The organism is Halalkalibacter sp. HAAS-P013 (genome assembly GCF_056619925.1).
Genome location: NZ_JBWQTU010000017.1, coordinates 1 through 26,612 on the forward strand (window position 1 = coordinate 1; position 26,612 = coordinate 26,612).

At 35.5% G+C, this 26,612-nt stretch carries 20 protein-coding genes; 16 read left to right on the forward strand and 4 right to left on the reverse strand.

The window, feature by feature from the left end:
• Nucleotides 1–414 precede the first annotated feature (414 nt).
• The 4 genes from AC1FXP_RS19560 to AC1FXP_RS19575 all read left to right on the forward strand — a co-directional run bounded on the left by AC1FXP_RS19560 (nucleotide 415) and on the right by AC1FXP_RS19575 (nucleotide 3,046).
• On the forward strand, nucleotides 415–1,488 hold the full coding sequence (locus tag AC1FXP_RS19560) for a hypothetical protein (protein ID WP_480063670.1): 1,074 nt from the start codon (nucleotides 415–417) through the stop codon (nucleotides 1,486–1,488).
• Nucleotides 1,489–1,514: 26 nt separating this feature from the next.
• Nucleotides 1,515–1,907, forward strand: coding sequence for a hypothetical protein (locus tag AC1FXP_RS19565; protein ID WP_480063671.1), 393 nt, complete (start codon nucleotides 1,515–1,517; stop codon nucleotides 1,905–1,907).
• 134 nt (nucleotides 1,908–2,041) lie between these two features.
• Nucleotides 2,042–2,365 carry a hypothetical protein gene (locus AC1FXP_RS19570; protein ID WP_480063672.1) on the forward strand — a complete coding sequence of 108 codons (324 nt, stop codon included), beginning with the start codon at nucleotides 2,042–2,044 and terminating at the stop codon, nucleotides 2,363–2,365.
• 402 nt (nucleotides 2,366–2,767) lie between these two features.
• On the forward strand, nucleotides 2,768–3,046 hold the full coding sequence (locus AC1FXP_RS19575; RefSeq protein WP_480063673.1) for a helix-turn-helix domain-containing protein: 279 nt from the start codon (nucleotides 2,768–2,770) through the stop codon (nucleotides 3,044–3,046).
• Between the two features lie 281 nt (nucleotides 3,047–3,327).
• Here AC1FXP_RS19575 and AC1FXP_RS19580 read toward each other — a convergent pair whose 3' ends face one another.
• The gene (locus AC1FXP_RS19580; protein WP_480063674.1) at nucleotides 3,328–4,263 is read right to left on the reverse strand and encodes a restriction endonuclease PLD domain-containing protein; all 936 of its coding nucleotides are present in this window, start codon (nucleotides 4,261–4,263) and stop codon (nucleotides 3,328–3,330) included.
• Nucleotides 4,264–4,484: 221 nt separating this feature from the next.
• Between AC1FXP_RS19580 and AC1FXP_RS19585 the strand changes: the two genes are divergently transcribed.
• From AC1FXP_RS19585 to AC1FXP_RS19615, 7 genes are all read left to right on the forward strand, one after another.
• On the forward strand, nucleotides 4,485–6,191 hold the full coding sequence (locus AC1FXP_RS19585) for a DNA cytosine methyltransferase (protein WP_480063675.1): 1,707 nt from the start codon (nucleotides 4,485–4,487) through the stop codon (nucleotides 6,189–6,191).
• 391 nt (nucleotides 6,192–6,582) lie between these two features.
• On the forward strand, nucleotides 6,583–8,061 hold the full coding sequence (locus tag AC1FXP_RS19590) for an ATP-binding protein (protein ID WP_480063676.1): 1,479 nt from the start codon (nucleotides 6,583–6,585) through the stop codon (nucleotides 8,059–8,061).
• On the forward strand, nucleotides 8,048–10,720 hold the full coding sequence (locus tag AC1FXP_RS19595; protein ID WP_480063677.1) for a Z1 domain-containing protein: 2,673 nt from the start codon (nucleotides 8,048–8,050) through the stop codon (nucleotides 10,718–10,720). The genes AC1FXP_RS19590 and AC1FXP_RS19595 overlap by 14 nt, the downstream gene beginning before the upstream one ends.
• Nucleotides 10,721–10,725: 5 nt before the next feature.
• Nucleotides 10,726–11,745, forward strand: coding sequence for a PD-(D/E)XK motif protein (locus AC1FXP_RS19600; RefSeq protein WP_480063678.1), 1,020 nt, complete (start codon nucleotides 10,726–10,728; stop codon nucleotides 11,743–11,745).
• Nucleotides 11,746–11,749: 4 nt separating this feature from the next.
• The gene (locus tag AC1FXP_RS19605) at nucleotides 11,750–13,591 is read left to right on the forward strand and encodes an AIPR family protein (RefSeq protein ID WP_480063679.1); all 1,842 of its coding nucleotides are present in this window, start codon (nucleotides 11,750–11,752) and stop codon (nucleotides 13,589–13,591) included.
• 130 nt (nucleotides 13,592–13,721) lie between these two features.
• Nucleotides 13,722–16,094 (forward strand): McrB family protein, encoded by a 2,373-nt coding sequence (locus tag AC1FXP_RS19610; protein ID WP_480063680.1) that lies wholly within the window; start codon nucleotides 13,722–13,724, stop codon nucleotides 16,092–16,094.
• Complete coding sequence (locus AC1FXP_RS19615; RefSeq protein WP_480063681.1) at nucleotides 16,063–18,528, forward strand: DUF2357 domain-containing protein; 2,466 nt, start codon at nucleotides 16,063–16,065, stop codon at nucleotides 18,526–18,528. The genes AC1FXP_RS19610 and AC1FXP_RS19615 overlap by 32 nt, the downstream gene beginning before the upstream one ends.
• 159 nt (nucleotides 18,529–18,687) lie before the next feature.
• Here the strand turns inward: AC1FXP_RS19615 and AC1FXP_RS19620 are convergent, their stop codons facing one another.
• Nucleotides 18,688–18,810: a DUF4023 domain-containing protein gene (locus AC1FXP_RS19620; RefSeq protein ID WP_431308878.1), complete on the reverse strand. Its 123-nt coding sequence runs from the start codon at nucleotides 18,808–18,810 to the stop codon at nucleotides 18,688–18,690.
• 976 nt (nucleotides 18,811–19,786) lie between these two features.
• On the opposite strand from AC1FXP_RS19620, the gene ltrA reads away from it, so the two are divergent.
• The 3 genes from ltrA to AC1FXP_RS19635 all read left to right on the forward strand — a co-directional run bounded on the left by ltrA (nucleotide 19,787) and on the right by AC1FXP_RS19635 (nucleotide 22,083).
• On the forward strand, nucleotides 19,787–21,586 hold the full coding sequence (ltrA, locus tag AC1FXP_RS19625) for a group II intron reverse transcriptase/maturase (RefSeq protein ID WP_480063682.1): 1,800 nt from the start codon (nucleotides 19,787–19,789) through the stop codon (nucleotides 21,584–21,586).
• Nucleotides 21,587–21,747: 161 nt separating this feature from the next.
• Nucleotides 21,748–21,963 carry a DUF6366 family protein gene (locus AC1FXP_RS19630; protein WP_480063683.1) on the forward strand — a complete coding sequence of 72 codons (216 nt, stop codon included), beginning with the start codon at nucleotides 21,748–21,750 and terminating at the stop codon, nucleotides 21,961–21,963.
• 33 nt (nucleotides 21,964–21,996) lie between these two features.
• Entirely contained in the window at nucleotides 21,997–22,083 is an 87-nt protein-coding gene (locus AC1FXP_RS19635; RefSeq protein ID WP_480063740.1) for an LPXTG cell wall anchor domain-containing protein, read from the forward strand.
• Between the two features lie 517 nt (nucleotides 22,084–22,600).
• On the opposite strand, the gene arr is transcribed toward AC1FXP_RS19635, so the two are convergent.
• Entirely contained in the window at nucleotides 22,601–23,017 is a 417-nt protein-coding gene (gene arr, locus AC1FXP_RS19640; RefSeq protein WP_250097634.1) for an NAD(+)--rifampin ADP-ribosyltransferase, read from the reverse strand.
• 462 nt (nucleotides 23,018–23,479) lie between these two features.
• A complete protein-coding gene (locus AC1FXP_RS19645; protein WP_480063684.1) occupies nucleotides 23,480–23,965 on the reverse strand; it encodes a DUF6022 family protein in 486 nt (161 codons plus the stop codon).
• Nucleotides 23,966–24,101: 136 nt separating this feature from the next.
• On the opposite strand from AC1FXP_RS19645, the gene AC1FXP_RS19650 reads away from it, so the two are divergent.
• Entirely contained in the window at nucleotides 24,102–24,785 is a 684-nt protein-coding gene (locus AC1FXP_RS19650) for a MerR family DNA-binding transcriptional regulator (RefSeq protein WP_480063685.1), read from the forward strand.
• Nucleotides 24,786–25,090: 305 nt separating this feature from the next.
• Complete coding sequence (locus AC1FXP_RS19655; RefSeq protein WP_480063686.1) at nucleotides 25,091–26,314, forward strand: IS110 family RNA-guided transposase; 1,224 nt, start codon at nucleotides 25,091–25,093, stop codon at nucleotides 26,312–26,314.
• Nucleotides 26,315–26,612 lie beyond the last annotated feature (298 nt).

Sequence of the window (26,612 nt, forward strand, 5' to 3'; positions counted from 1 at the left end):
AACGAAAAAAGAACCCAGTATAAACTGGGTCTCGTTACTCCGAAGAGATATTATTTAGATTATAAAATTGCAGGTTAATGTCGTATTTATCTTTGTCTATTATTAGGGGGCTTGACCACAGGCACTTTAACTCTGTGGTAAACGGCCGTTCTGCAATTGAATGGATTTCAATATCAAGTTAATACAGATAATCCGAATGGTTATTCTGATGATGAAAAATATTTTTTAATTTATTGCTTCGTATAATTAATGTGTCTGTTCAAACTGTCAATTTAGTCAAGAGTTTGTCGGCATTAGAAATAGAAGAATAAGTTGAACTGTCATAGAGCCTACAAATTAGCTCTATATTTTTTTAGTTTATAAAAGGAATTGGAAATAGAGAGAAGAATAATAATATGAAAGGGAGGGGAATAAATGCACTCAATAAAAGATATTATGCTTATTCAAGACTTGTTTAAATTAACTAAACCACTATTAAAGGATATAGCTGCTGATCTTAATATAGATACTTCACTTAACAAAAATGAGTTGGTAATGAGAATTTACCCAGAGCGAAATAGGTTTAGTGATCAAATAATTTCTAAAATTGAAAGTAGAATTTTAGCCACCAAATCAACTGCGGTTACATGGTATAGATTTGATGATGAATTATCAGCTGAAGAATTTCGAAGGCTTATTAGGGACAATTCAAACTTTAACCCATTTACTGAAATGAATGCAATTCAAGAAAGTGATGTTACCACGGCACCAGAATTATTAATTGGGTCATTAGCGATAAACGAATCAGGAACGTTTTTAAGGTATATATATAAAAGTGGTGTAAGGTATGAAACTACACCTACTATGATTAGAACAATTGCCAAATCTGCTATATCAACAGTTTATTATGATGCAAATATGGGGATTTTAGAAATTAGAGGAGACACTAGAAAGGCGCCTGACATCGCAAGAAAGGTTGCACAAACTCTTGGGTTACAAATTACTATGGAGCCAATTGAAGCACCGTTTGAGCAAGAAATGGGGACCATTGCTGATAATTTAGGAGGACAGCTAACAGAAGCCACTTCAAAACCAGAGTTATATTTTGAAGAGTTTAATGAAGAAGAAATGGAATCAGTAGTAAACGTGTTGAAAGCACTTGATGAATACATGCAAACAAAAGATACAGATGTTTTAGAAATGCACTTACAAAATGCAAGTGATTCCTTTATGCAAGGAGAGGCTATAGTTCCTTTTGCTGCCCTAGTATTGTCGGGTATGGAAACTGTAGGTATGGCTGGGAGTAGTGAAATAAGAACCCTCCCATTATTCAGCTATCTAAATCCTTATTTGCAGCATCAAGGTGGATTTATAAAATTTCCATTTACAATTGAGAATGTAGATGAAACTTTTACCATAAGAATAGGAATAACGACTAAGAGTGTAGTTTTTGTATCACAGGTCACAGAGTCCGTTATTGACTTTGTAAGGGCTCGTGTTATTATTTAGGTAATAATGAAAAAGGAGGTGCCCAGATGGTTAATATCTTTGAAATCCGGAAAAGATTAGAAGGTTTTATTGAACTGTTAGCATCAAATAGGGTTGATAGGTTTTATCCTTCAGCTTTAGCAAAACATTTGGGCATATCTTCTAGTGAAGCTTTTAATTACCTGATGGAAAGAACAGGTGTCGGCGATCAATTAATTTTAAAATGGGAACTTAGGTGTCCACATTGTTATAGAACTTTAAAATTAGCAAATGAGAAAGAGTATACTGAGGAATTTCAATGTATTTGTGGAGAAGAATTTGAGCTAAAACCATCGGACTTTTATCCGGTTTTTAAAATTAATCCTGATTATAAAGAGTATTTATCTGCCGAAATTAAAAAAAAAAGCAATCTAAGACGGAAAACCCTCCAACTGATTTAAGAGGAACTCCCGATTCCTTAGAGTCCATCTTACAAAATGGCTTTTTATCTGAAGAGGCATTAAGACACTTAGAAAGTCAGTCACCCAGTGTTATTATTTCTATAGTAAATCAATTTAATGGGGGAGACGGCCAAATGAACCAAAGAAAAATTGAAGGAAGTTTTAACAACTCAAACTTAAAAGGGAATAATGCTATACAAGCTGATAATGTTAATCAGATTCAAAATATAAACATAGATGATTCAGAAAAAGCGTTTAAAGAACTCTTTGAAGAAATAAGAAAAATTCCTGATGAACAACAAAGAGAACAAGCCCAGTTTAATGCTGAACTTTTAAAAGATGCATTTGAAACACAAGATAAAACTAAAGCGCAAAAAATTATAGGTTTTCTAAAAGGTTCCCTAGGTACTGTATCGTCATTAGTAACTATAGCAGGTTTTCTAGGACTGTCAATTTAATTTCTATGAAAAGCCCTTCTAAATTATCGGTAAGGGCTTCTTTATGTGTAAAAGGTTATTTTTTGACAAACTATACTTTTTAGTTACTTAGAAGAAACAGGGTAGGGGAAAGTTCGTGCTAGTTAATAAGAAATGCTCATAATTTTGCTCATAACTGTTTTTTTTTAATCTGTTTTAAAATATTTAAAGTGAAAGCAATAACCCCTGTAATATCAATAACTTTATAAGTCTATTTTCTTCTATTATATATCTTATCTTGATGAATGGGCGCATGATGTAATAATCCCAAAAAACTTTTTTAAATCAAAGTTTTTTGGGGATATAACAATTTAAATTTATCATTTATTTAACGGAGGTCTAAGCCTCAATGACACGAAGCTATCCTTATATGGAAAGGAAGTCATGATTCCAAGCAATCAAGTGTCACTACTAGAGTATCTTATGCGTCATCCAGAAGGGGTTCGACGCGAAAAGATGATTCAAAGGAAAATTCAACAGTCACGGGATCCGGAAAGTACCTTAAGGCAAAACATCCGAAGATTACGAGCGAGATTAGAAGCGTTAGATCTTCTACATGAGTTCATTCAAACGATTGATGGAGGTTATCGCTGGGAAGTGAACCATAAATATCGCATGTTTAAACATAATAGAGACGTTAGTACATATTTGCTTCTGGATTAATCCAGGGGCTTTTTGTTGTGACAGAGGTCAATACCATCTATTAAGTGGGAGGTTTTATAGAAGCAAAGATGTTTTTCTCCCTAATACAATAATGGAGTCATCTTTTTATAATAAGCACGTTTATGGAACGTGTTTGTAATCGTAATCCTTCCTTTAGACTCAAAAGGAGAAAAGGGGGCAACCACTGTCACTGCCGGAATTAGACGCGATTAACTGCCTATACCCAAGTGTATCCAATTCATATCGACAAAGTACAGTGGTGCCAGGCACTAGTATTATTGTTAACTGAATTCTAAGAAATAAGTTTCGTCGTTTAATTTATATATCCTAACGTAGTTTCTACCATAGGAGTTAAGGTCATTAATCGTTATTAAATTTCCTAATCCTACTCCTAAACGCATTCTAAAGTATTTTCCTAACTCACTCGTGTCTCTCGATGTTGTAATAGCTTTTGCATTATCTTGTGACATCATGCAAATAAAGTGGTACCCATCGTCAGTAACTAATGAAAATTTTTCTTTTTGATTTGGGAAAAAGTCAGGATGTGTATTTCGAATATGAGTTGGAACATTTATATACGCTTGATTTTGGTTTCTTCCTGATCTTTGCCCCCAATTCAGTCCACTTTTTAAGGGTACCTTTTTTTCGTCATTAGCTTCAGTTAACTTTAAATCAACGTAAGGTCTTCCACCTATATACTTTATTAGATCTAGGGTATTTATATTACTAGAATTACCTCTATTACTTAAGAATTTAATCTGATTATAAACATTTGGGTCGGTACAGTTAATAGTTTTTTGTAATCCAAGGAGTTCATTTTTTATTTCTAAAGGATTGACTCTTGTCATAACTTCTTTATACTTACTAAAGCTGTTCCTGGTAAATTTTGCAGAACCAATAAAGGCTAATTCTTCATTTTTTGATTTATTTGACCAAATGTAAATATTCGAATGTATCTGAGGAGACCCTAGATAATATTTAACAGATAGACGCCTAGTATTTTGAGACAACTTAACGTACTCGTTATGATCCCAGATAGGAATAGTTTTTTCGATTGCTAACCCAATAATTATCTTTAACTCTAACTTCTCCAATAAATATAACAAATGATGAATAAAAGCCGGCGATGTCTGTCCTGTTACTACAGAAAGTTCTTGTAACCCTTCTCTATAAGGTTTTATAATAATATCTTCTAATAAGTTTTCTGTATAGATCATTTTTAGCCCTCCGTAACTCAAATATTATCCATAAAATAACATTTGCTTCTATGGGTTGCAAATTAAGAAGACATATAATCATAAATTTTATTGAAACGGAACATACGATCGTATATCATTTAAAATATAGGTGAAGTTCCATACTTTAGATTGAATCTTAAACAAGGTGAGATTAGCCGATATAGTTTAGTTACTAAAATGGAGCTTAAGAGGTGATTAATTTGGAGAAATTAAAGGTGGTAGATTTATTTTCAGGTGCAGGAGGCTTAAGTGCTGGCTTTGAACAAACAGGTTGTTTTGAAGTAGTTGCTGCAGTTGAACTTGATAAGTATGCACGAAAGACATACAAAAGGAATCACAACCGGTTAAAAGATGATTTGTTTTTTAAAGACATACGCGATATAAAAGAAGCTCAAATAGAACAATTAAAGGAAACTGGTGTTGAGGTAGTAATCGGAGGACCGCCTTGCCAAGGTTTTTCTAATGCTAATCGTCAGAAAAATACAATTATCTCTAGTAATAACCAGTTAGTAAAAGATTATATAAAGGTTATTGAAAAACTTGAACCCTTAATATTTGTGATGGAAAATGTTAATACTATGCGCTCAGATAAACATAAATTTTTCCTTTCTTATTCTGATAAAGAAGAATTAAAAGATTTGAATTTAATCTATACTACTGAGAAAATAATAATTGGTGATTCTTCAATAGTTTCGGAACCATTCATAAAGTCACTTGATGAGATTAGCAAGATAAAACTTTATTTAATGGATGAGGACGTATTTTCAAAGATAGGTTCTTTATTAAGGCAAGGGTCAATTAATAAGGTGAAAACCTATTTGAAAAAGAAAGGGAACTTTAATTATTTTGAGAATGTAATACAAAAGTGGGAGAATCTGCATCAAGAGTATATTGGACAACATTATAGAGATGAATGGGATTCGCTTGGTAATTGTTTGGGGAAAATACTGCTCGGAGAAGACGAAAATAATATAATTGAACACTTATATTTTATTATCGAGACTCAAAAAACACTCATGAAATTAAGTGAATTACTTCACCATAAAATTGATTTTAAAATTGAAGTTAATGAAGGGAATATAGTAGTTAATCTTAAGACATATAATGTTTTTGAATATGTTAAAAAGAAGTTTAAGTCTATCGGCTACAGAATAAATGAAGATGAAAAGTATATTTTAAATGCAGCTAACTTTGGTGTGCCTCAATTTAGAAAAAGATTATTCATTGTCGGGGCAAAAGAACAATTTTTAAACGAAAACAATCAAATTATTAAGCTTCCATGTGAAATTATTACTAATGAAGAGAACTTTTACCGAATCGGTGATGCGATTCAAGATTTAGAGGAATTAGACACTAGTACGGATGTTAATGCCCCATCAATTTCTATTAAAGCGACTAATGTTAAGACGGGGATTAATAAATATTATAATGAAAACAATACTTACGAGATATACAATCATGTAAGAACTGATACAAGAGATACTGCGTTAAAACGCTTTGAAAAATTGCGTCCTGGTCAAAATTTTCATGATTTAGATGATTCACTTAAAACATCTTACAGTGATCATAGTCGAACTCAGAATACTGTATATAAACGTTTAAATTATAATGAAACTTCTGGGACAGTTCTAAATGTAAGGAAGTCTATGTGGATTCACCCTTCAAAAAATAGAGCAGTTACTATTAGAGAAGCTGCAAGACTACAGTCTTTTCAAGATAATTTTGTATTTGAAGGTACAAAAGATGCACAGTATCAGCAGGTAGGAAATGCTGTTCCTCCTTTATTAGCTAGATTCGTCGCAGAAAGTGTATTGAAAACACTCGGTAGAGATCCTTTAACAAGTGTTAGTGATTTTATTAAACAAGATTTATCTATGAGAAATAAAGAAGTTTTGGCTTTAAAATAAATCCAAGAGTAACGCCTTCCTTTGTAAGGGAGGCTGGCGATGCGTTAATGAATTTTACGTACCTCAAACAGAAACATGTTTTGCATTGGACCAACCTAAAGGGATCAGTACAGGTGTTGATTGTTTTTGCTGGCCATTAACTTGAACAATATAGAAAATTTATGAAAGTTAAACCTAAAAACTTAGTAATAGATGAATTTAGAAATAAGTAAGTTACATTAAGCTTAGAGGCATGGTATACTCTAGGCTTTTTTGTATACAAAACTATTTTCAACAATCATTTACAATTTCCAACATTTTTATAATCCGAAATTAGGTGGTTAAGCTGTATTTCCGTCTTTAACCTGCTAGAATAATATATATGGAATTCAAGTGGAAATAGGTGAACTTTATGGATGAAATAATTACACAACCATCGGCTGCTCCGGTAATCCAAGCTTTACGAAGTATTGGATACAACTCTCAGACAGCGATAGCTGATTTAATAGATAATAGTATTGATGCTAAAGCAACTAAAATTTGTCTCGAGTTTTCATATAACAAAGGAAATGGATCTATTAAAATAATTGATAATGGTATCGGCATGGATGAAATTGAACTACAAACAGCAATGACCGTTGGATCTAAGGACCCAAGAGATAAACGTGAGCGTGATGAATTAGGTAGATTTGGTATGGGGTTAAAAACTGCTGCTTTTTCTTTGGGAAAAAGGTTAACCGTTGTTAGTAAAAAGGACTCTAAGTTGTCTATCAGATGTTGGGACTTGGACTATGTAAGTAAAGAGAATGAATGGTTACTTTATAAATCAATACCTATAGATATTGCGTTAGATTTTAACGAAATACATGGGGATAACGGTACAATTGTGTTTATTGATAAACTAGATAGATTTTGCGGTTATGGGACTAATAATATTGTAAAGTCAGGTAGCTTCTTTAGCAAGGTGAATCGTATTCAGAAGTACCTAGAGATGGTTTTTCACGTCTTATTAGAAAGAGAAATTCTTTTGGAGATTAACGGTAATCAACTTCTACCATGGAATCCATTCTTAGAGGGAAATCCTAGATGTTATGAAGGAGAGATTCAATATCTTCAATCAAATAGAAAAAAGGTAATAGTTACTCCTTATGTACTTCCACACCCTTCAACTTTTAATAAAAGAGAGTATAGGGAGGCTGGGGGTATAAAAGGCTGGAGAGATCACCAAGGTTTTTACATTTATAGGGAGAATAGATTGGTATCATATGGTGATTGGTTTGGATTGTTTCCCAAGGATGCAATCTCAGAATTAGTAAGAATAAAAGTAGACTTTACTAATGAAGCCGATGAAGAGTGGAAGTTAGACGTTAAGAAATCTACTGTCACTATGCCGGAAGATATCAAGGTAGCATTGGAAGCAATAGCTAAATACTATAGACAACTCTCCCATGAAATAATGCTCTATAGAACTAGAGCATCAAGAACAGGGGAAAAAGTTAAAGGCTCATTAAACACATGGGAATTACACTCAGATGAAAATATTAGCAATTATGTGCTTAATAGAAACCATCCTGTTTTAACAAATATTTTGAAACAGTTAGATGATGGGGTGAAAAGGAAGGTAAATCTATATCTTAAGTTAATTGAGTTAGGATCACCCAACAATCTATTAAAGACGGAATCCATGGTTAAACAAGAGAGGCAAAAAATCGATGAGAACCAGAAGAAAACAATTATAGAATATGCAGAAATACTTGTAAATTCTGGTGTGGAAATAAGTTTAGATCAAATTTCCGAGTCCATATCATTAATGAATGGCTTTGAGGGTGTAGAGATTCATACTATAAAAGATATCGTAAAGAAAGAAGTTGTTGCTAGTGTCAAATTTTGATAGAGTTAGCTATTTAATTATGATTGATGAATTATTCAAAATGTACAAAAACTATGGTATGCAAGACCCTTTAATTCGAGCAATCAAGCAAACGGAAGAAAATTTTACTAACAAAGTAGGACAGCTAGAGGAAGATTTAAAAGAAAGTTTGGCCTTGGAAGCATACGCAAAGTACGGTTCTATTGATGTAGAAAAGCCCAATGTCTTAAAAGGGAGTGGATCATTTAATTGGGGTGATTGCTCTAAGGGATATTCATATTTCTGGCCTAGATATGAAAAATATCTTTTAAGTGAGAAGAAATGGGATGCTGATACGGTTAGCTCAATAGATATTTCTACCAATGAGATACTAGATTGTATTGGTAACCCAAAGGCAAAAGAAGATTTTGATAATAGGGGGTTGGTTTTGGGGTATGTCCAATCAGGTAAAACTGCTAACTTTACAGGGCTAATCAATAAAGCATTTGATGTTGGTTATAAGTTAGTAATAGTATTAGCTGGAATGCACAATGATTTAAGGACTCAAACCCAATTTCGACTAGAAAAAGAGGTTGTAGGGACCATAGATCCTATCACAAATGAAAAACAAGGTGTAGCTAAGATAAAAACTGGTGGTACACAAATAGAAACATGGACAACGCCACAAGAGGATATCTCAACAGCAAATGCCATTGGGATTAAGAACTTAGATAAGCCTATATTGGCAGTTGTAAAGAAACATAAAGATGTTCTTCCGAACCTTATCGATTTGATTAGGACAAGTATTAATATGTCAGATATTAATCCACCAACCTTAATTATTGATGATGAGGCAGACCAGGCTAGTGTTGATACAAGTAATAAAACCGCACCAAGTACTATAAATAAGCTGATCAGAGAGTTATTAAGTTTATTCGATAAAAAGGCATATGTGGGTTATACTGCTACGCCATTTGCGAACTTATTAATTGACGCTGGTGCGAATCACAATGATGTTGGAATAGACTTATACCCAAAAGACTTTGCAATATCTTTACCTAAACCTAAGGACTATTGTGGCCCAGACGAATTCTTTAACACATCTGGATATATGGAAGATAATAAGCCGGTGTACATTAGGTATCTTAGTGATATGGATGTTAGTTTACTAGATGATATTAAAAGTAAAGATGATAACGATTTATTCAAAGAAGTTCCACCAACTATGCAGGAGGCTATTCTTTCATTTTTATTAACTATTGCTATTAGAAATTTAAGAGGACAGAAGAGCGAACATAATTCTATGCTCATACACACTAGTAGGTTCACGGATGTCCAAAACTCAATGTGTAGTGTCATTGATAAGTTCTATAAGAAATTGTCTAACGAAGTACTTTACGACTCAGATAGTCAGTTTATAGATAAATTAAGGGTTTTATATGAAGAAGATATTTTACCAATTCAATCATTTAATGATATGTCTAATGAAAAACACGAAATTTATACTTGGATTGAAGTCTATAAAGAAGTTAGAAAGATTATTGGTAAGGTAGAAGTTATGGAAATAAATGGTGAAAGTGAAGATGCACTTGAATATGAAAAGCACAAAGAAAATGGACTAAACGTAATTGCAATTGGTGGTAACAAATTATCTAGGGGTTTAACCTTAGATGGTTTATCTATTTCCTATTACTATCGAAACAGTGCAATGTATGATTCACTAATGCAGATGGGAAGATGGTTTGGTTATAGAAAAGGATATATGGATCTGTGTCGTATATATACTAGTAAGGAATTAGCAGAGAACTTTGAACATCTTGCTTTAGTAATGAGTGAACTAAGAGAAGAATTCAAAAAATATGATAAGTCAACTGTTACACCTGAAGATTATGCTGCGAAAATGAAAGATCACAAGAGTATGAGTGTTACTAGTCCAAATAAAATGAAGGCAGCGGAAAAAACTCCAGATTATTCGAGTAGCCTTCAGCAAACTCGTATTTTTGACAAGGATAAGGCATTCTATGAAAAAAATATGGATGCAACCCTTAAATTAGTCAGAACTATAGCCAATAAATTTAAGATTAAAGAAGGATCTACTCGTTACCATATAGCTAAACAAATACCAAGCGCTACTATTATTGAATTTTTATCTAGTTATCAAACTAGCTCAACTGCTTCAAAGGTAAATAGTAAAAAAATAGCTAACTATATAACTGATTTAAACAATAAAGGTAAGTTGAATACGTTTAATGTAGCTATTGTAGATTTAACGTCTAGTACTTTAAATAGCCAACCAGTAAAAGCAATGGGAATAAAAAAATGGGAAGTCAACTTAGGCCCGATATTAATTCAAAGTGCAGTGTTAAGAAGTATAGACAAAGACAAAGGAAAAGCTAATAAACTGGTAGACTTAGGCGCAATTGTTGCTTCAAATCAAGAGTTTGTTGATATTGAGGGTAGTTCGAATAACAAAGCTAAAAATAAAGCACTACGGAACAAAGAGAACCCCTTATTGATGATATATCCGCTACATCCAGAGGTAGAACCATTTAGTAAATTAAATATAACCTTCAGTGAGAATTTTGTACCGATAGGGATCGCTGTATCATTCCCAGATGTAGAACTAGATTCTTCAATATCAGGTGATAAAACAGAAACTAGCTCTGGATACGTTCATAATCGAACAGTAGGAAAGGAATAATTAAGATGATAAATATATCCAATGGTTTTAATACACTAATGGAACGCGCATCAAAAGAAGAAAGTAAAGATGTGTATCAGCTAGAGCCAATTTATTTTCAAAAACCATACTTGTTGATAGGGTTAGACTTACTAAATAATCAAAAGCGATTATATATAGATATTACCAATGAAAGTTGGAATGTTGAGCAACTAAAGGCATTCCCTAAGTGGAGAGGAATCCACATTAATCAAGAGTACTTTGCCAAAATTGGGCCATTAAAAGAGAAAAACTTCTTAGTAATATCACAAGAAGTAGACGAAAGTGACGACATATTCGAAAATGTGTTGCAGAACATCGCAGATCACATTCTAGTAGACGAAGAATTACCTTTGTATACATCGCTTTATGAAGTACTAGATAGATGGCATAACTTTTTTAAAAAGAAATGGGAAGCAAAACTTTCTGAAGAAGAGGAAGCGGGTTTATTTGGAGAGTTATATTATATTAACAAATGGCTAGAATATTTTCCGTCGGAACCTCCTCTAATTGTTAATGATTGGAAAGGGCCGTTGAGATTTAGGATAGACTTTGTTAGAAAGAAAAGTGGTATAGAAATTAAAACTCTCTCTCCAAAGATAAAGGATGAAGTCAAGATCTCGAGTGAGAAACAGTTAGAGCTTAATCCTGTTATCGACGAGTTATTCTTATATGTACTTAAAATTGAGAAGAACGATACAGTTGGTAGCACTTTAGAAAATATAGCAAAAAGTATTGAAGAGAAGCTTATAAAAAAAGCTCCCTCACTTGCGGTTAAATTTAGAGAAACACTTCTATTTAAGAATATTAAGGTGGAAGAGTATAACAGTAATTATTTTTTTATACATGAAGAATTAGCCTACGAGGTAAGAGGAAAGTTCCCTAGAATAGAATCCAAGCAGCTTCCTAAAGGTGTAAGCAGGGTTTCCTATTCCTTAGACTTATCTCATTGCGAAGAATTCATAGTGGATGTGGAAGAAGTATTTAAGTTGAATAAAAGGAAGTAGAGAAATGATTGAAGAGAAACGAAAACTCGAATTTTTACAAGAATTTTTAGACACTGTTGAGCAGAAGGCAAATTTAATAGGATCAAGACAAACACCGTTTTTACAAGAGGTCCTTCCATATATCAATGTGGAGGACGAGCCTACACTTATATACTTTTCTAAACGAGACTTAAAGCTACAAATAAACGGGTACCTTTACTTTGAAGATACGAATGTCCTTAACCTTTACGTTGTTGATTATGAGCCGTTATTTACAAATGATTCTATACCGGTAGTTAATATGACTACAATAAAAGAGGTGGCAAACAAAGCAAAACGGTTCTTTACCAACGTTGACTCTATCTTTGAAACAGCAGATAAATCAATGGAATTTCTTGATCTAATTAAGTTAATTAGAAGTAATCGAGATGAGATAGAGGAAGTAAATATTTTTGTAGTCACCACTAAGTTTTACCTTACAAATAAACCAATTGATTTAACTATTCCTGGAATTGAAACAGTAAATGTACATGTTTGGGACATGGACAGAGTTTATAAACTCTCAGAAGCAGAGCAAGGTATAAGAGACTTTGATATTCAATTTGAAGAAGAATATAACTCCACCATTCAATTAATGCATGTTCCTAACCCCACAGGAAATGGTTTAATAGATTGCTATATTGGTGCTATCCCTGCAGCTCTACTAGCAAAACTATACGATGACTGGGGGCCAAAATTGGTAGAACGGAATGTGCGTTCATTCTTACAAGCACGCGGAGGAACAAACAAAGGTATACGAGATACGTTAAAAGACTCAGAGCAACGAGAACTATTTGTTGCATACAATAACGGTATTTCTAGTGTTGCTAAGTCTGGTGACATTATTCAAATAGGAGATTCAAATCTATACGAGTTTAAATCGTTAACTGGCTGGCAAATTGTTAACGGAGGTCAAACAACAGCCTCTATCCATCAGGCTTTTAAGAATGAAATTGATCTTGACGGAGTATATGTACAAACTAAATTAACCATTTTAAATACAAGTGAGGCAAACGCTGTTCCTAATGTTGACCGCCATGATTTAGAAGATCAACTAATCACAAAAATATCTGAATATGCAAACACTCAAAACAAGATAAATAAATCTGACCTCTTGGCTAATACAAGGTTTATGTCGGATATAGAAAAACTATCACGCAATACTTGGATACCTACGCTTGATAACCGTAAAGAGGAATCCAAGTGGTATTTCGAACGTGCTAGAGGCCAATACATGGTTGATATTAGCCGTCGTTTAAAAGGAAAAGAACAAACAGCATTTAAGAAGATGTACCCTAAAGAAAACGTTATAACAAAGGTTGAATTGGCGAAATACTTTATGTCTTGGGATGGATATCCTCACGTCTCAAGTAAAGGTGGAGAGGAAGCTTTCAAGAAGTTTATGGACTTAAACAGTCAGTATTGGAAGCAAAGTTTGAATACTAATGATGATGGAGAAGTTACTAAGCCAATACAAAATATTAGCAATGATTTTTACAAGGAACTGATTGCTAGAAGGTTAATTAATGCCTATGTTGCGGAGATAATTGATGAACTGAAACTAAAAGGGTACAGAGCAAATGTTATTTACTACACTGTTGCTATGATTGGTCACTTATACAAGGATCGTATTTCTCTAATTGAAGTCTGGAACAAGCAAGGGCTATCTAATGAATGGAGAGATGTAGTTAGGATTATTGCTACAAATGCATTAAATTATCTACGGGAGTCAGCAGGCGATCAGAATGTTACTCAGTGGGCAAAAAAACAGGATTGTTGGGATGGGTTTATTAAGGAGTCTTCTGCTGTTTTGCGGGCGCTGGTTTAGTTATTTTATTTATAAGTCTTCCCGTAATAGGAAGGCTTTTTGCTTTAGTATTTTTAGAAAGATATTTTTGTGTGTGTTAAATAATGGTAATATATTAATGACTATAATTAATTTTAAGAATGGTGATTTCATGACAGAATCAAATCAAAGGAAAGTACTTATAGTTGCTTATTTCTTATCAAAATATGATAGAAGAGCATTAGAGGTTTTAAATTATAATACTTTTACTTCTGCGTTTAAAGATGTTGGAACTAGGCTAGGAATCAAACCTAATACAGTGAAAAATAGGAGAGACGACTTTGATTCACTTCACGATAATGGTAGAAGTGGTTGGTACCAAAAGGAATTATCCAAAAGTAGCTTACAGATAGTTGACGAATTTAAGGACACTAGCGAAGCTGAGCTAGCTATTATTGTTAAAGAGATAATATATGGATCCACTGAAAATAATTATGTAAGAGAAAAAGAATTAAGACATGACAATAATAAACAGGATATTGATAAGGAAGATTTATTAAAGTTACTTTTAAGAAAAATAACTAAAAAACTTAATGTGTTTAAATCGTTATCAACAGAAGAGTCAATTTTGATAACGAAAGTAGATGAGAAGGGCCTTTATGTTGAAACTGAAACATTTAGACAGAATTATGAATTAGGAGAATCGGAATATCCCTGGGAGCTGTTGAGCTTTGAATTATTATATTTATCTTGGGAACAGCTTATTAAGAATAGGACTATTACAACAAATGATCTTAAAGCAAAAGACCAAATAGCTTCAATTATCATGTCCTTCTTTGCGGTTTTACCTTTTGTAATTGTGAAGAAAAAACCTTCAATTATGCTTTCCTTTAAACGGTTTAAAACTAATGAATTGCCAACTGAGCAAATAAATAAAGTTATATTCTTCTTAGAAGAAGTTGTTAATGAAACATACCTTCCTGAAAAATTAAGTAATGAAATAGAAGGTAACCAATATCGAATAAAATCAAGGTCTCGACAAGATCTACGACTATTGGGTTTTTTAGATGAATCTAATAAGAGGAACGAATCGGCAATTCAAGAATACGTTCAATCAACTAATAAATTATCTGTATTAAAGGATTTGATGCTCCAAAGAGACTATTTTAAGATGTGTTTAATTGTCTTAGAAGTTTTACACAGAGAATCTAAAAGAACTAAAAAAGATGTTCTAGTTAAATTGGGTATGTTAATAGTTGAAAATTCTCGTGGTGAAAACTATATGGTTGAATCGGTTGCAACAGAACGAACTCAAAATCTATTAATGTGGTTGCAACATGTCAATTTAATTGATGACTCTTGGGATCTTATTAATCAAAATAACAATGCTTATAATATTTCAAAAAAGGATGTTGAAATTGTGGTTGAAGAAAAAGCAACATTTTTATCCTCAAAAGAAGTCATCGAGCATGTCCATTCCTACATAACTAGCAAAGGCTTCTACTACGAAAAAGAAGAAGTCACAAACTTCTTTTACTCCTTAAAAACAAAGCCATTCGTCATCCTCTCAGGTATCTCCGGTACTGGCAAAACAAAAATCGTCCAGTGGTTTGCTGAGAGTGTAGGGGCAACAGAGGACAATGGCCAGTTTGCTCTTATTCCGGTACGTCCTGATTGGAGCGATGGTTCGGACTTGCTTGGGTATACGGATATTAAAGGTGAGTTCAAAGAAGGGCCGCTGACGAGTGTGATAAAAAAAGCGATTGATGATCCCAAGCGGCCGTATTTTGTTTTGCTTGATGAGATGAATTTAGCGCGTGTCGAGCATTATTTTAGTGATTTGTTAAGTGTGATGGAGAGTCGGAAATGGGAAGAGGGTAGATTGGTTACCTCGACGGTTCTATCTGAAGAAATGGCGGGGAGAGATATTTATTTGCCTGCGAATGTGTACATCATTGGAACCGTTAATATGGATGAAACGACTCATCCTTTTAGTAAGAAGGTGTTAGACCGGGCGAATACGCTTGAGTTCAATCGGGTGAAGCTTGATTACCTTCAATTTTTACAAGATAGAGAGGAAATGGACCCTGTTGTTTTACATAATGGTGTGTTTGCCACAAAGTATCTTCATTTAAAGGATGTGTATTCAGCTTATCCAGAGCTTGTCGAAGAGGTGACAAGAGTTCTAGTGGAGATTAATAACGTCTTGCAAATCAATGGATCACATGTAGGTTATCGGGTGCGGGATGAGATTTGTTTTTACCTTGCTTATAATGAAGAAAGCAAGGTAATGGAACGAAAAACGGCGCTTGATCATTGCATTTTGCAAAAGATCTTGCCACGGTTAGCAGGCAGTGATACAAGAATTGAACGGGTGTTAAAGGCATTGTTCAAGTTGTTTACTAATAAAGAAATAGAGTATGCACAGGATGCGACGTTGGAGGATGTCACTTATGCGGTGTATCCAAAGAGTGCGGAGAAAGTGTTAGAGATGATAAGGAGGTTAGAAGACGATGGCTTTACTTCCTTCTGGATCAGCTCCTAAGGAAGTCGAGCTGGTTGTGATAGAAACGACGACGTTTTCGCTTGTGATAAAAGGAAGACCTTATCATGAGCGGTATGAGGGGTTGCAGCAGTATCGAACATTGGATTTTCATGATGTGATGCAATTTGATTGGAGTGGGAACTCAGTTGAGAAGATCCTTGTCTATGATGTGGAGCAACAACAACTCGTTGCCCCTTCCGATTTACGACCGATTTTCTTTGAGAATAGTGTCTATCAAGTCATTGTCCATCCTAAAGGAGACAAGGAGCTTTCGTTTTATCATGAACATCCTAGCCTTCGAAAGGCGATTAGCCGGGTGGAGCTTGGCTCGTCGTATTTGTTGATGGGCAGTTTGCAGTTTCAAAATGAGGTAGGGCTCTCGACATTTGAGGTTCGGACTGAGCGAGAGACGTTGCTGCAGGTAACGTTGGAGATCTTCCCATCAAAGCTTGATTACAAGCGAGATTATCAAAAGTTATTAGAAGAAGTGAATGATGAGATCTACAATCTTGCGTATCATTTTTTAAAAAAGACATATTTAGGTGCAAAGGTGAAGCTTGACGGACAGCCTTCTTTAGCGGAGTTTTACCGATTGATCACGGTGCATTTTCAAGCTTTTTTATGGGCGATTGAACGGATCGAGCGGCAGCCTCATCATAAATTGGTGAAACAGCATGAGAAAGCAAGAGGAGATCAGCTGCAGCGTTTGGATTCGAAGGCTCGTAGTTATTTGAGAAAGAACCCACATGTTTTTGTTGAAGTGAAAAATGGAGTCGAGCTAGCGAATCGAAACATGATGCCAAAAGAAGGACTGCGAATTAGGAAAGAGTTAACGTATGATACACTTGAAAATCGCTATGTCAAATGGATGATCGGGCGTTTAATTGAGAAACTCGAGTTTTTATATGAGAAGCTAACGGTTCAAAAATGGCGAAAGACGGAAGCGGATGAGGATCTTTTAGAGAAAGTGAAAGACATGATTCGCAAGCTAACGTTGAAGAAGAAAAATCCGTTTTGGAAAGAAATTGGTTTGTTGGACCGTTCCGTTATGAGTCTTGTTTTGCAAATGGCACCAGGCTATCGCGACGCCTTTCAAATTTATTTAACCGTTTCAAAAGGATTAGCGTTACAAGGGAAACTTTATCAAATGTCGGTAAAAGATGTTGCAGAGCTATATGAAGTGTGGACGTTCTTAAAGCTTGGTCAACTGTTACGTAAGAAATACCATCAGGTAAGTCAGGATGTGGTCAAAGTAAATCGAGACGGATTATTTGTAAGACTCGATATGAATCAATCCGCTAAGCGTGTTTTCAAGCATCCAGTGACAGACGAGAAGATTGTTTTAACGTATCAGCACACGGAACGTAATCCAACAACGACGCAAAAGCCGGATAGTGTACTGAGCATCGCTAAGAAAAGCAAGGATTATTCTTATGACTATGTATTTGATGCTAAATACCGAATTGATTTTGCTGTAGAAGATAGCTATTACGGAAATCGTTATAAAACTCCGGGTCCGTTAGAAGAAGACATCAATACGATGCACCGCTACCGTGATTCAATTGTAGCCAAACAGAAAGGGCCATATGAGCGCACGGCTTTCGGGGCGTATGTGTTGTTTCCATGGGAAGATGAGGCAGGGTATTCAGATCACCATTTTTACAAAAGTATTGATGAAGTAAATATTGGTGGTTTGCCATTTTTACCTTCAGCTACGGATATGGTCGAACAATTTGTCGAGCATTTAACTGAAAAAAGTCCTGAAGAGATTCAAGAGGAAGGGATTTTGCCGAGAGGGACGAAAGCGGACTGGATTTCCTCGTTGGATGAGTATGTCCTACTTGGACTTGTTTCGAGTGAGGATCATTATAGAAGGTGCATGCAGGAGGCGGCGTACGTATTGGATGCAGGTGCGTTAAAACGAGGCTGGCAGGAAGCATCTTATGTAGCGCTGTATGTAAGCAAAGAGGCGAAGATGACTCGAAATGGTGTGTGGAATTACGGGAAAGTTAGAGATGTGTCGGTCGGAGATGATGGATCTGTGCGGTTTGTGGTTGATTCTTGGATGAATTTGGGCTCTGTGATTAAGCCTGTTCATTATGGAATAGCAGGGTATGCGATGACGACACTCACCCTTTTGAAGGAAGCGAAGGAATTACCAGAGTTATTCATGAAATCGAAGGATGAACTGTCGGTTTGGCGAATGCTGCGGCGGGTATCGGACCGGATATTGGTCGATCTTGACTCGGAACAATTAGATGAAGCTAGTAGTGTGCAGCGTTTTCGGTTTAAGGATGTTGAAGTGCGGATGGATGGGTTGAAGAGTAAGATCGAGATTGTGAAAGGCGAATTTGTTAAAGTGGTTGATTATGAGGAGTTGCGGAGGAAGCCGAGCGGGGTGTTTCGTGAGGTGTTGAGGGTGATGGGGGAGTAGGTGGGTCAGGGGGACGGGTACCTCGTCCCACTTTGTTGGCTCAAGTGGACTCACTTAAAATGGTACTATTACGAATTCCTATTGTTCTAAGGAAGATTAGGTTAAGTAGGAAGCAATAAAGGATTTGTCCTGGACAAATCCTTTATTGCTCTTGATTGCTTAATGTTGTTTATTCGGTAATTTCTTTTCTGGATGTCCTTTTCCTTGACGCTGTCTATTTTGTTCATCTTTTTGTTGCTTGTCGTGTAGTTTGTCGATAAATTGTTTTGTATCGTCCATCATGCATCGTCCTTTCTTATCGTTATTTGCTTTATTAGGGGCCCCGATTGAGGGGGAAACATGTATATCTGGGTTGAACTTGCAGCAAAGAAGTTGAGCTCAAAGAAATTAAATGTTTATTAAAACAACAAGTGCTTGTTACTCCCTAAGTCATCTCGAAGTCATCACGACAAAATGCGGGTGGTGGTGGTTGGTATTGTTGTTTTTTGTTGCGGAGTAGACATATACTGCGTAGTAAGAGTCTTAACTTTTAAATGGCTTTGTGAAAGAATGTTCTGCGCGAAACGTTTCCTTATAAGTGCCAAAGCATGAAATAGGAGAATTGCTATTAAGCAATTACAACTGATTAACTAAAATTCGGAATGAAAGCCGTCATGTTGAGCTGAAACGAGTTATCTAATCCTCCTACATGCACACAATGGTAGTAGTCAGAATGTGTATGAAGCTAGGTGAAGTCGGCTGAAATGGACCTAAGTTGCTTCCTTAGAATATGGTTCATGATAGGTCGGGATGCTACAAATTATCTATGGTGAGAATGTCCAAATGGACTGACGAACTTGCGAATGTACGGGTCTAGAAATTAATACGCTCGAAAGACGTATGCTGCGAACGCAGTGTCAAACACCGAAAAGTACGAGTAGTGTATAGGAACTTCGGTATATCTAACAAATGAGGATATAGAGTTGACAGGCTTAAAGTGAGCGCCTACGGGTATATGTAAAGCTAGGTTAATCGGAACGTTGTAAGTAAGAAACATCCACTATAAAACGACTACTATCGGGATGGTGTCTATAAGATAGTATATTTATCGAAGTGACTTTACTCTTGCGAAAGTAGGGACACAGTACCGTTGAAGCGTGTAACGAGCGTGGAGGGATAGTCCCAAGTCTTCTCTTTGAAAACTAACTTAACTAAATGAAACTCACAGGGTCGAGTAAGATGATGGGATTTTCCGCAAGGAAGGAGAAATAATCCATCGGTGAGTACAGCGTTACGACATACAGAATACTATAATATGCAAGATATACTTGATGACCTCTACGAGCGAAGCAGAACCAACGCTACAAAAGGACTCAGGCTATATGAACATATCATATCGAAAGAAAATATCTTATTAGCCTTTCGTAATATCAAGGCAAATACAGGTTCAAAAACTGCAGGAACTGATGGCATCACGATTGATAAATATAAGATTGAAAACGCTGATGAGTTTATCGAGGGAATTCGAAAAACATTAAAGAATTATAAACCTCAAACGGTACGAAGGGTTGAGATACCTAAACCCAATGGCAAGAAGCGTCCATTAGGTATTCCAACTATGAGAGATAGACTAATTCAACAGATGTTCAAACAAGTATTAGAACCAATATGTGAAGCGAAATTTTATCACCATTCATACGGTTTCAGACCAAATAGGTCAACTCATCATGTAATGGCTAGATGTCAGTTCTTAGTAAATAATGTGAAGTTGTATCATGTAGTAGACATTGATATACAAGGTTTCTTTGACAACGTGAGCCATTCAAAGTTAATTAAACAAATGTACAGAATAGGCATACGGGATAAAAGAGTTTTAACGATTGTCTCGAAAATGCTAAAAGCACCAATAAAAGGCGTAGGTGTTCCAATTAAAGGAACTCCGCAAGGTGGCATCTTATCACCCCTTTTATCAAACATTGTTCTAAATGACTTGGATTGGTGGATAGCTAATCAATGGGAATGCTTAAAAACCAAACGTACTTATGCAACTAATTATAAGACAAAAGTGTTAAAGAGAACGAATCTCAAACAAATGTATATCGTTAGATATGCAGATGATTTTAAGATTTTCACAAATTCTCATCAATCAGCTATCAAAATATTTCACGCTACCAAGGAATATCTAAAAAATCAGCTAAGCCTTGATATATCTACTGAGAAATCAGTCACTACTAATCTTAGAAAAAGGAAATCCGATTTTCTAGGTTTTTCTCTTAAAGCAGTAACCAAGCGTAAAAAATACGTAGCCAATACACACGTTATGGACAAAAAGATGAAGGATATACTAGAAAAACTTAGATATTTAATTCGCGAAATCCAAAATAAGCCAATACCTAAAACTATCATGGATTATAATGCTTATATTCTCGGTATAAAAAATTACTTCAAGGTTGCAACTCATATTAATATAGACTTTGGAAAAATAGCCTATCGTCTAATGAGAACCATGTATAATCGTCTAAAACCAATCGGCAAATATGGAAAGCCTATTAAACCATCAGAAACATACAAGAGACTTCATAAGAATAATTTCAGAACATATAAAATTGCTGGTGTATATTTATTTCCCTTAGGAGATATTCAAACAAGCAATGCCATGAACTTCAGTCAAGATATATGTAACTTTACAAAAGAAGGAAGGCTCAAACTTCATCAAAATCTCGGCACTCACATAGCCATAGAAATAAACAAGATGTTGCAAAAGCCTTACGGCAAAAATAACCTAGAAGTTGCAGATAACAGAATTTCAAGGTACTCAATGCAACTAGGCAAATGTGCAGTAACAGGGGGATTTTTAACATCCGAACAGGTACACTGTCACCATAAATTGCCTCGACATATGGGAGGTACAGATGAATTTAGCAATCTTGTAATTGTACATAAAGATGTCCATAGATTAATCCATGCTACAAGTGAAAAGACGATTAAACGATATAGGAACGTTCTTCAATTAGATGGAAATCAATTGATGAAGCTAAACCAATTTCGTAAAGTTTGTAATTTAGTTGATTTAGTCTAAAAGAATAAGATGGAACGCCTAATGCGGTGAAAGTCGCACGTTGGGTGTGGAGCAGGGGAAAAGATGGAGATTACATCAAAGTCTTACCTATTGCTATTAAATTAACTGGAGTTTAGCTTAACAATTTAATTGTTAATGTATTAAAAGGGGTGAGAAATTGTATGAAAGATAGTAAAGAAACTCCTGAAAGACGAAGAGAGAGAATGCGACAAGAAGAGTTAAAACGAAATCCAGGAGGAAATATGAGAGATGCTTCTAACCGAGCTCAATATGGTGGTCTTGTAGATTTGGTTAATAGTCTTGGGTGGAAAGGTACGGGCATACTCATTCTCGTTATAATTATTGGATTTATAATCGTATCTATTTTCCTCAATTAAAGAAGCAGGTTAACAATAATTGATATTGGAGATATACCTAATATCATCTTAAGCATAGTAGGGTTTGGATTTTTATTAGTTGCTGGTTTAGTTGGGAGGTCTAAGAAAGAAATTCAATAAAACGTCTTAAACAAATGGGTGCATTCCTTCAACAAGGGATGCCTTCTAGTTGTCATAAAAAGGAAATTAATGTAATTTTAAAACATTATCAAGAAAAAAATAAATGTTGGAAGTTTGCAGGGTCAATGAATTAATTTATAGAACTAATGGTTCGTTGATCCAAGAAGGATCAGCGCTTCTATTATTAAACAAACGAGGCAGTTTTTAGGTGAATAAATAAGTCATCATTTCTTGGTACGCAGTAGACACATACTGTGCAAAAAGGATTCTGACTTTCAGACGACTTGTGAAAGCAAATGAATTTTCCGGTGAGTTTTGTTGAAAGAGATCCCCCTCAAGGATTGAGGGAGAGGAGGTCGACTTTAGTTGTACAGATTTCGAAAATTAGGCGGGTGTGCGCAACGCTCAAGGTCTAATTTTTGTGCATCTTGGTGCGCTCCGCCGCCGAAATGAAAACCAATTGTAAAAGGAAACAATTTTTGGTTCTTTTAAGTCATGACTTTATAGATATTGAAGATTAATCGTCTATTACAGCTTTTCCTTGTTCACGTAATTTTTTTAAAGATGTAAGCATATGGTTTATTTGTTCATCGGAATGGCTTTCCCACGAACTTAATTCAGCTATTATTTTCAAAGGCGATTTAGACCTATAAGAACGTGTTGGGTTTCCAGGAAACTTTTTGTCAGTTAAGTTCGGATCATTTTCAAAATCACCCAATGGTTCTACAATGTAAATTCTTTCTTTTGAGATAGATGTTGCTAATTCAGCACCCCATTTAGCCGCATCTAATGTTGCAGTGAAATATATATAGTTCGATTTTTTGTTTTGGTAATTTGATAAGTGTTGCGGTTCTAATAGATCTCCAATTTTTAGTTCCGCTTTAGTACCATGAAAGAAAGGACCATTATCTAAGACATCTTTTTTGTCATTCATATTAATACACCTCTTATATTTTTAGATTTGTAATTAACACTATAGTATAGGAATTACAAAAAGAGTAGTCTATAAATACTTTATAAGTAGTAGTATAATGAAACTAGAGAGAATGATATCCAACGACATTTACCTATTCCCAACTATTTAATTGCTCAGGTTTATGGCCTAACATCTGGTTTTGTTTTAAGAAGTGATATGAAACAAAACTAGGTTTTAGTTTAACTAACAAATTGATAACTAAAAGCCCGAAGAACTTCGGGCTTTTTCATTATGATTTGATAGTGAAAGTTCTGTAATTTAGCGTGTGATACTGCTATGTTTTTTCGTTTTGCACCCCATCATTAAACCCGTTAGTCTTGTGCAACGGTCTTCCTATATGTTACGTTTTTTCCCTTATAATAATATCCTTAGAAAACTTTTTTATTCTAGTACCGCTAGTAGGAAATTCTATCAAACTCTTTATTCGCTATAGATAGAACGGATCTGGGATCTGATTTCACGTTCATTTGTTGTTTGAAGAGCAAGAAACTTTGGTGGGTCGGGAATGGAGAAACTTACGTGAGAATGTGACATCTCCATCAGAAGTGTACCGATTTCTACATGCTTTCTATTTTTTATTGAAAGCCAGAATACCCTCTTTTCGTTCAACGGTGTGCCCCACTGTTCTTTTTCAAGAGAATGGCGGAACAGTAGAAAACCGGCTATCACGAAGTCATCCTCTTTTACTTCGGCTACTGAATGGAAACCGGCCTCCTCTACTTGACGCCAGACGGGTACGAGCAGCTTTTCTGCATAAATACCGTAAGTGGCATCTTCATACTCCGGAAATAAGGTTTCAAACTCCTCACGGTTGTCTTCAAGGATTTTCTTCCAGTTTAATTCAACATAGGCATTCAGTGATGTCTCAAGTTCTGATATGGTCATGTTCTGATTAAATAAAGTCATTGGCTAGTCCCCTTTCTTTTTTGTTCACCCTTATCGTACAACCTTAAAGCAAATTGGAATGTTTGATATAATAAATTCAGGATTTGAAAATGATTTGAAGGAAGAACTTTGCAATATAGTGAAGGAGAAAAATAAAATGGATAAGATTAGACCTGCCGACATTGCGGCGAAACTGAATGTAAGTACAAACACACTTCGTAACTATGAAGCAAAAGGACTTGTACCTTCGCCAGAACGGACAGCAAGTGGATATCGTGTTTACTCGGACATTCATCTTGTCTATTTTTCATGCATTAAATCGCTATCCGATGGTTTTGGAATGGATGTAGCAGTGAAAGTTATGGAAAACATCGGGAATAAGAAAATCGATGAAGCACTTTGGATTCTTAACGATGAATTGATCCGTAGAGGAGAGGAAAAGAAGTTCGTGATGGAAGCCGTCGAATTAATTGAATACTCCGAGAAAAAATCGTGTCTTTGGTCCTTAGGGGAAGCCGCAGAAAGAATGAATGTTTCCCGAACAGCAATCAGGTACTGGGATAAGGAAGGGTACATACGGGCGATTCGGGATCCGGAAAGTAGCTATCGTAATTTTGATGGTCTTCAATTGGCTAAAATAAGTCTCCTTAAAGCGATTAACCATCGGTTTTATACGGATGAAAATGCACGGATGAAGGACAGGTTTGGGGGAGCTGAGGGAAGAGCGGCATGTAGAAAACTTGCCGAGGAGGTTCTAACCCTGCTAGGTATCAGAAATAGAAGGCAATTGAAAGCGATGACCGCTCTAGAAAAACTTTTGGAGGTAATTGAATATGAATAATTCAAATTTAATGAAGTTAAATGTAAAAGAACAGAGTAATTTGCTGCGCAGTCATTCATGTATTTTAAAACCAGAGATACACCACCGAGAATGAAAATAAGTATACTTTGTCCATACTGATTCTACGGCTGGCTGAGGAAGGTCGATGTACTGTGGTGCGTGAGAGCCCTTTGCGCAGTCTGACTCCTTCGACCACGGTGCACCACTGACTGTTGCGCCCTTAAGGGAAGCACTCATGGTAGATTAATCCTATTCTGGTTGTTGCACCAGCCTCTAATACTACTGCCGTAGAAAGGATGTTTTCAATGGATATAATCATTGAAAGAGCCTGTGGTATGGATGTCCATAAAGACAACATTACTGTATGTATCATCACACCAGAAGGAAAGGAGATTAAGACTTTTTCAACAAAAACCGCATCTCTAATTCAGTTGATTGACTGGATTAAGGAACATAAGTGCACTCATGTGGCAATGGAAAGTACAGGTGTTTACTGGAAATCTATTGTCAACTTACTTGAAGCTGAGGATATTGAGTTTCTTGTAGTGAATGCTCAACATATTAAGTCCGTCCCTGGACGAAAAACCGATGTAAAGGATGCGGAATGGATTGCCAAACTACTTCGTCATGGCTTACTAAAAGCCAGTTTTATTCCAGACCGAAACCAACGAGAGTTGCGTGAACTTGTTCGTTACCGTCGAAGCATCATAGAAGAACGTGCGAGACAACATAATCGGATTCAAAAAGTATTAGAAGGTGCTAATATCAAACTTGGTTCTGTTGTTTCGGATGTTATGGGAAAGTCTTCCCGTGATATGCTTCGCGCCATCGCTGAGGGCGAAGATGACCTTGAAATGCTGGCAAATTTCGCAAAAGGGAGGATGAAACAGAAGAAAGATGAGCTAAAACTCGCCCTTCATGGTTATATCAATGAGCATCAACGATTCATGATAAAGACGGTTCTAAACCATATTGATTTCCTTACTGAACAAATCGATATGCTGGATCAAGAAGTAGCCGATAGATTGAGTATCCATCAAGATGACATCGATCGCTTAGATTCCATTCCTGGAATCGCAAGAAGAATGGCTGAGCAAATGCTTGCAGAACTTGGAACGAACATAAAAGAACAATTTCCTACCGCACCTCAAATGTGCTCATGGGCCGGATTGGTGCCAGGTAGTAATGAAAGTGCTGGGAAACGGAAGTCTTCTAAAACGAAGAATGGAAACAAATATTTAAAGTCAGCCTTAATTGAAGCAGCTCAATCTATTAGAGGGTCAAAAAACTACCTCGGAGCGCTTTATCGCCGTACTGCAGCACGTAAAGGTAAAAAGCGGGCAGCAGTTGTAGTCGCGCATGCGATATTACGAATCTCCTATTACTTATTGACCCGTAAAGAAATGTACGTCGATTTAGGAGAAGATTACTTCGATAAGCAAAAACAACAATCCATTGTTCGACATTCATTACGAAGGCTTGAAAGTCTAGGCTATACTGTTTCACTTGTGGAACCAGAAGCGTCTTAGAATAACCCATTCAAATGTAATATCCCCTGAAATATGGAGTTCCTCTCTTTTTTTTAAAAAAAGAATGAGCTGCGTCTTCTTAAGTATGGCCTTTTTATCGATACATAAGACGTTAATTTTCATGGTAGTACAACCATACTATGCATTAAAAATATACTTTCACTTAACGTGTTGAGTATACTTTCATAAATAAATATTCTCGAGAGGTCCTGAGCAAAGAAGGTCTGCATTAATGTAGACCTTCTTTGCTTTTAATAAAGTTCCGTTATATCATACTAATCTGTATCGACTACTTTTA

Coding starts and splice junctions, on each gene's coding strand:
- AC1FXP_RS19580 (WP_480063674.1), bottom strand. CDS start 4,263: ATGATCTATACAGAAAACTTATTAGAAGATATTATTATAAAACCTTAT.
- AC1FXP_RS19630 (WP_480063683.1), top strand. CDS start 21,748: ATGAAAGATAGTAAAGAAACTCCTGAAAGACGAAGAGAGAGAATGCGA.
- AC1FXP_RS19565 (WP_480063671.1), top strand. CDS start 1,515: ATGGTTAATATCTTTGAAATCCGGAAAAGATTAGAAGGTTTTATTGAA.
- AC1FXP_RS19615 (WP_480063681.1), top strand. CDS start 16,063: ATGGCTTTACTTCCTTCTGGATCAGCTCCTAAGGAAGTCGAGCTGGTT.
- AC1FXP_RS19610 (WP_480063680.1), top strand. CDS start 13,722: ATGACAGAATCAAATCAAAGGAAAGTACTTATAGTTGCTTATTTCTTA.
- AC1FXP_RS19605 (WP_480063679.1), top strand. CDS start 11,750: ATGATTGAAGAGAAACGAAAACTCGAATTTTTACAAGAATTTTTAGAC.
- AC1FXP_RS19655 (WP_480063686.1), top strand. CDS start 25,091: ATGGATATAATCATTGAAAGAGCCTGTGGTATGGATGTCCATAAAGAC.
- arr (WP_250097634.1), bottom strand. CDS start 23,017: ATGAATGACAAAAAAGATGTCTTAGATAATGGTCCTTTCTTTCATGGT.
- AC1FXP_RS19575 (WP_480063673.1), top strand. CDS start 2,768: ATGATTCCAAGCAATCAAGTGTCACTACTAGAGTATCTTATGCGTCAT.
- AC1FXP_RS19570 (WP_480063672.1), top strand. CDS start 2,042: ATGAACCAAAGAAAAATTGAAGGAAGTTTTAACAACTCAAACTTAAAA.
- AC1FXP_RS19560 (WP_480063670.1), top strand. CDS start 415: ATGCACTCAATAAAAGATATTATGCTTATTCAAGACTTGTTTAAATTA.
- AC1FXP_RS19620 (WP_431308878.1), bottom strand. CDS start 18,810: ATGATGGACGATACAAAACAATTTATCGACAAACTACACGACAAGCAA.
- AC1FXP_RS19600 (WP_480063678.1), top strand. CDS start 10,726: ATGATAAATATATCCAATGGTTTTAATACACTAATGGAACGCGCATCA.
- AC1FXP_RS19650 (WP_480063685.1), top strand. CDS start 24,102: ATGGATAAGATTAGACCTGCCGACATTGCGGCGAAACTGAATGTAAGT.
- AC1FXP_RS19645 (WP_480063684.1), bottom strand. CDS start 23,965: ATGACTTTATTTAATCAGAACATGACCATATCAGAACTTGAGACATCA.
- AC1FXP_RS19590 (WP_480063676.1), top strand. CDS start 6,583: ATGGATGAAATAATTACACAACCATCGGCTGCTCCGGTAATCCAAGCT.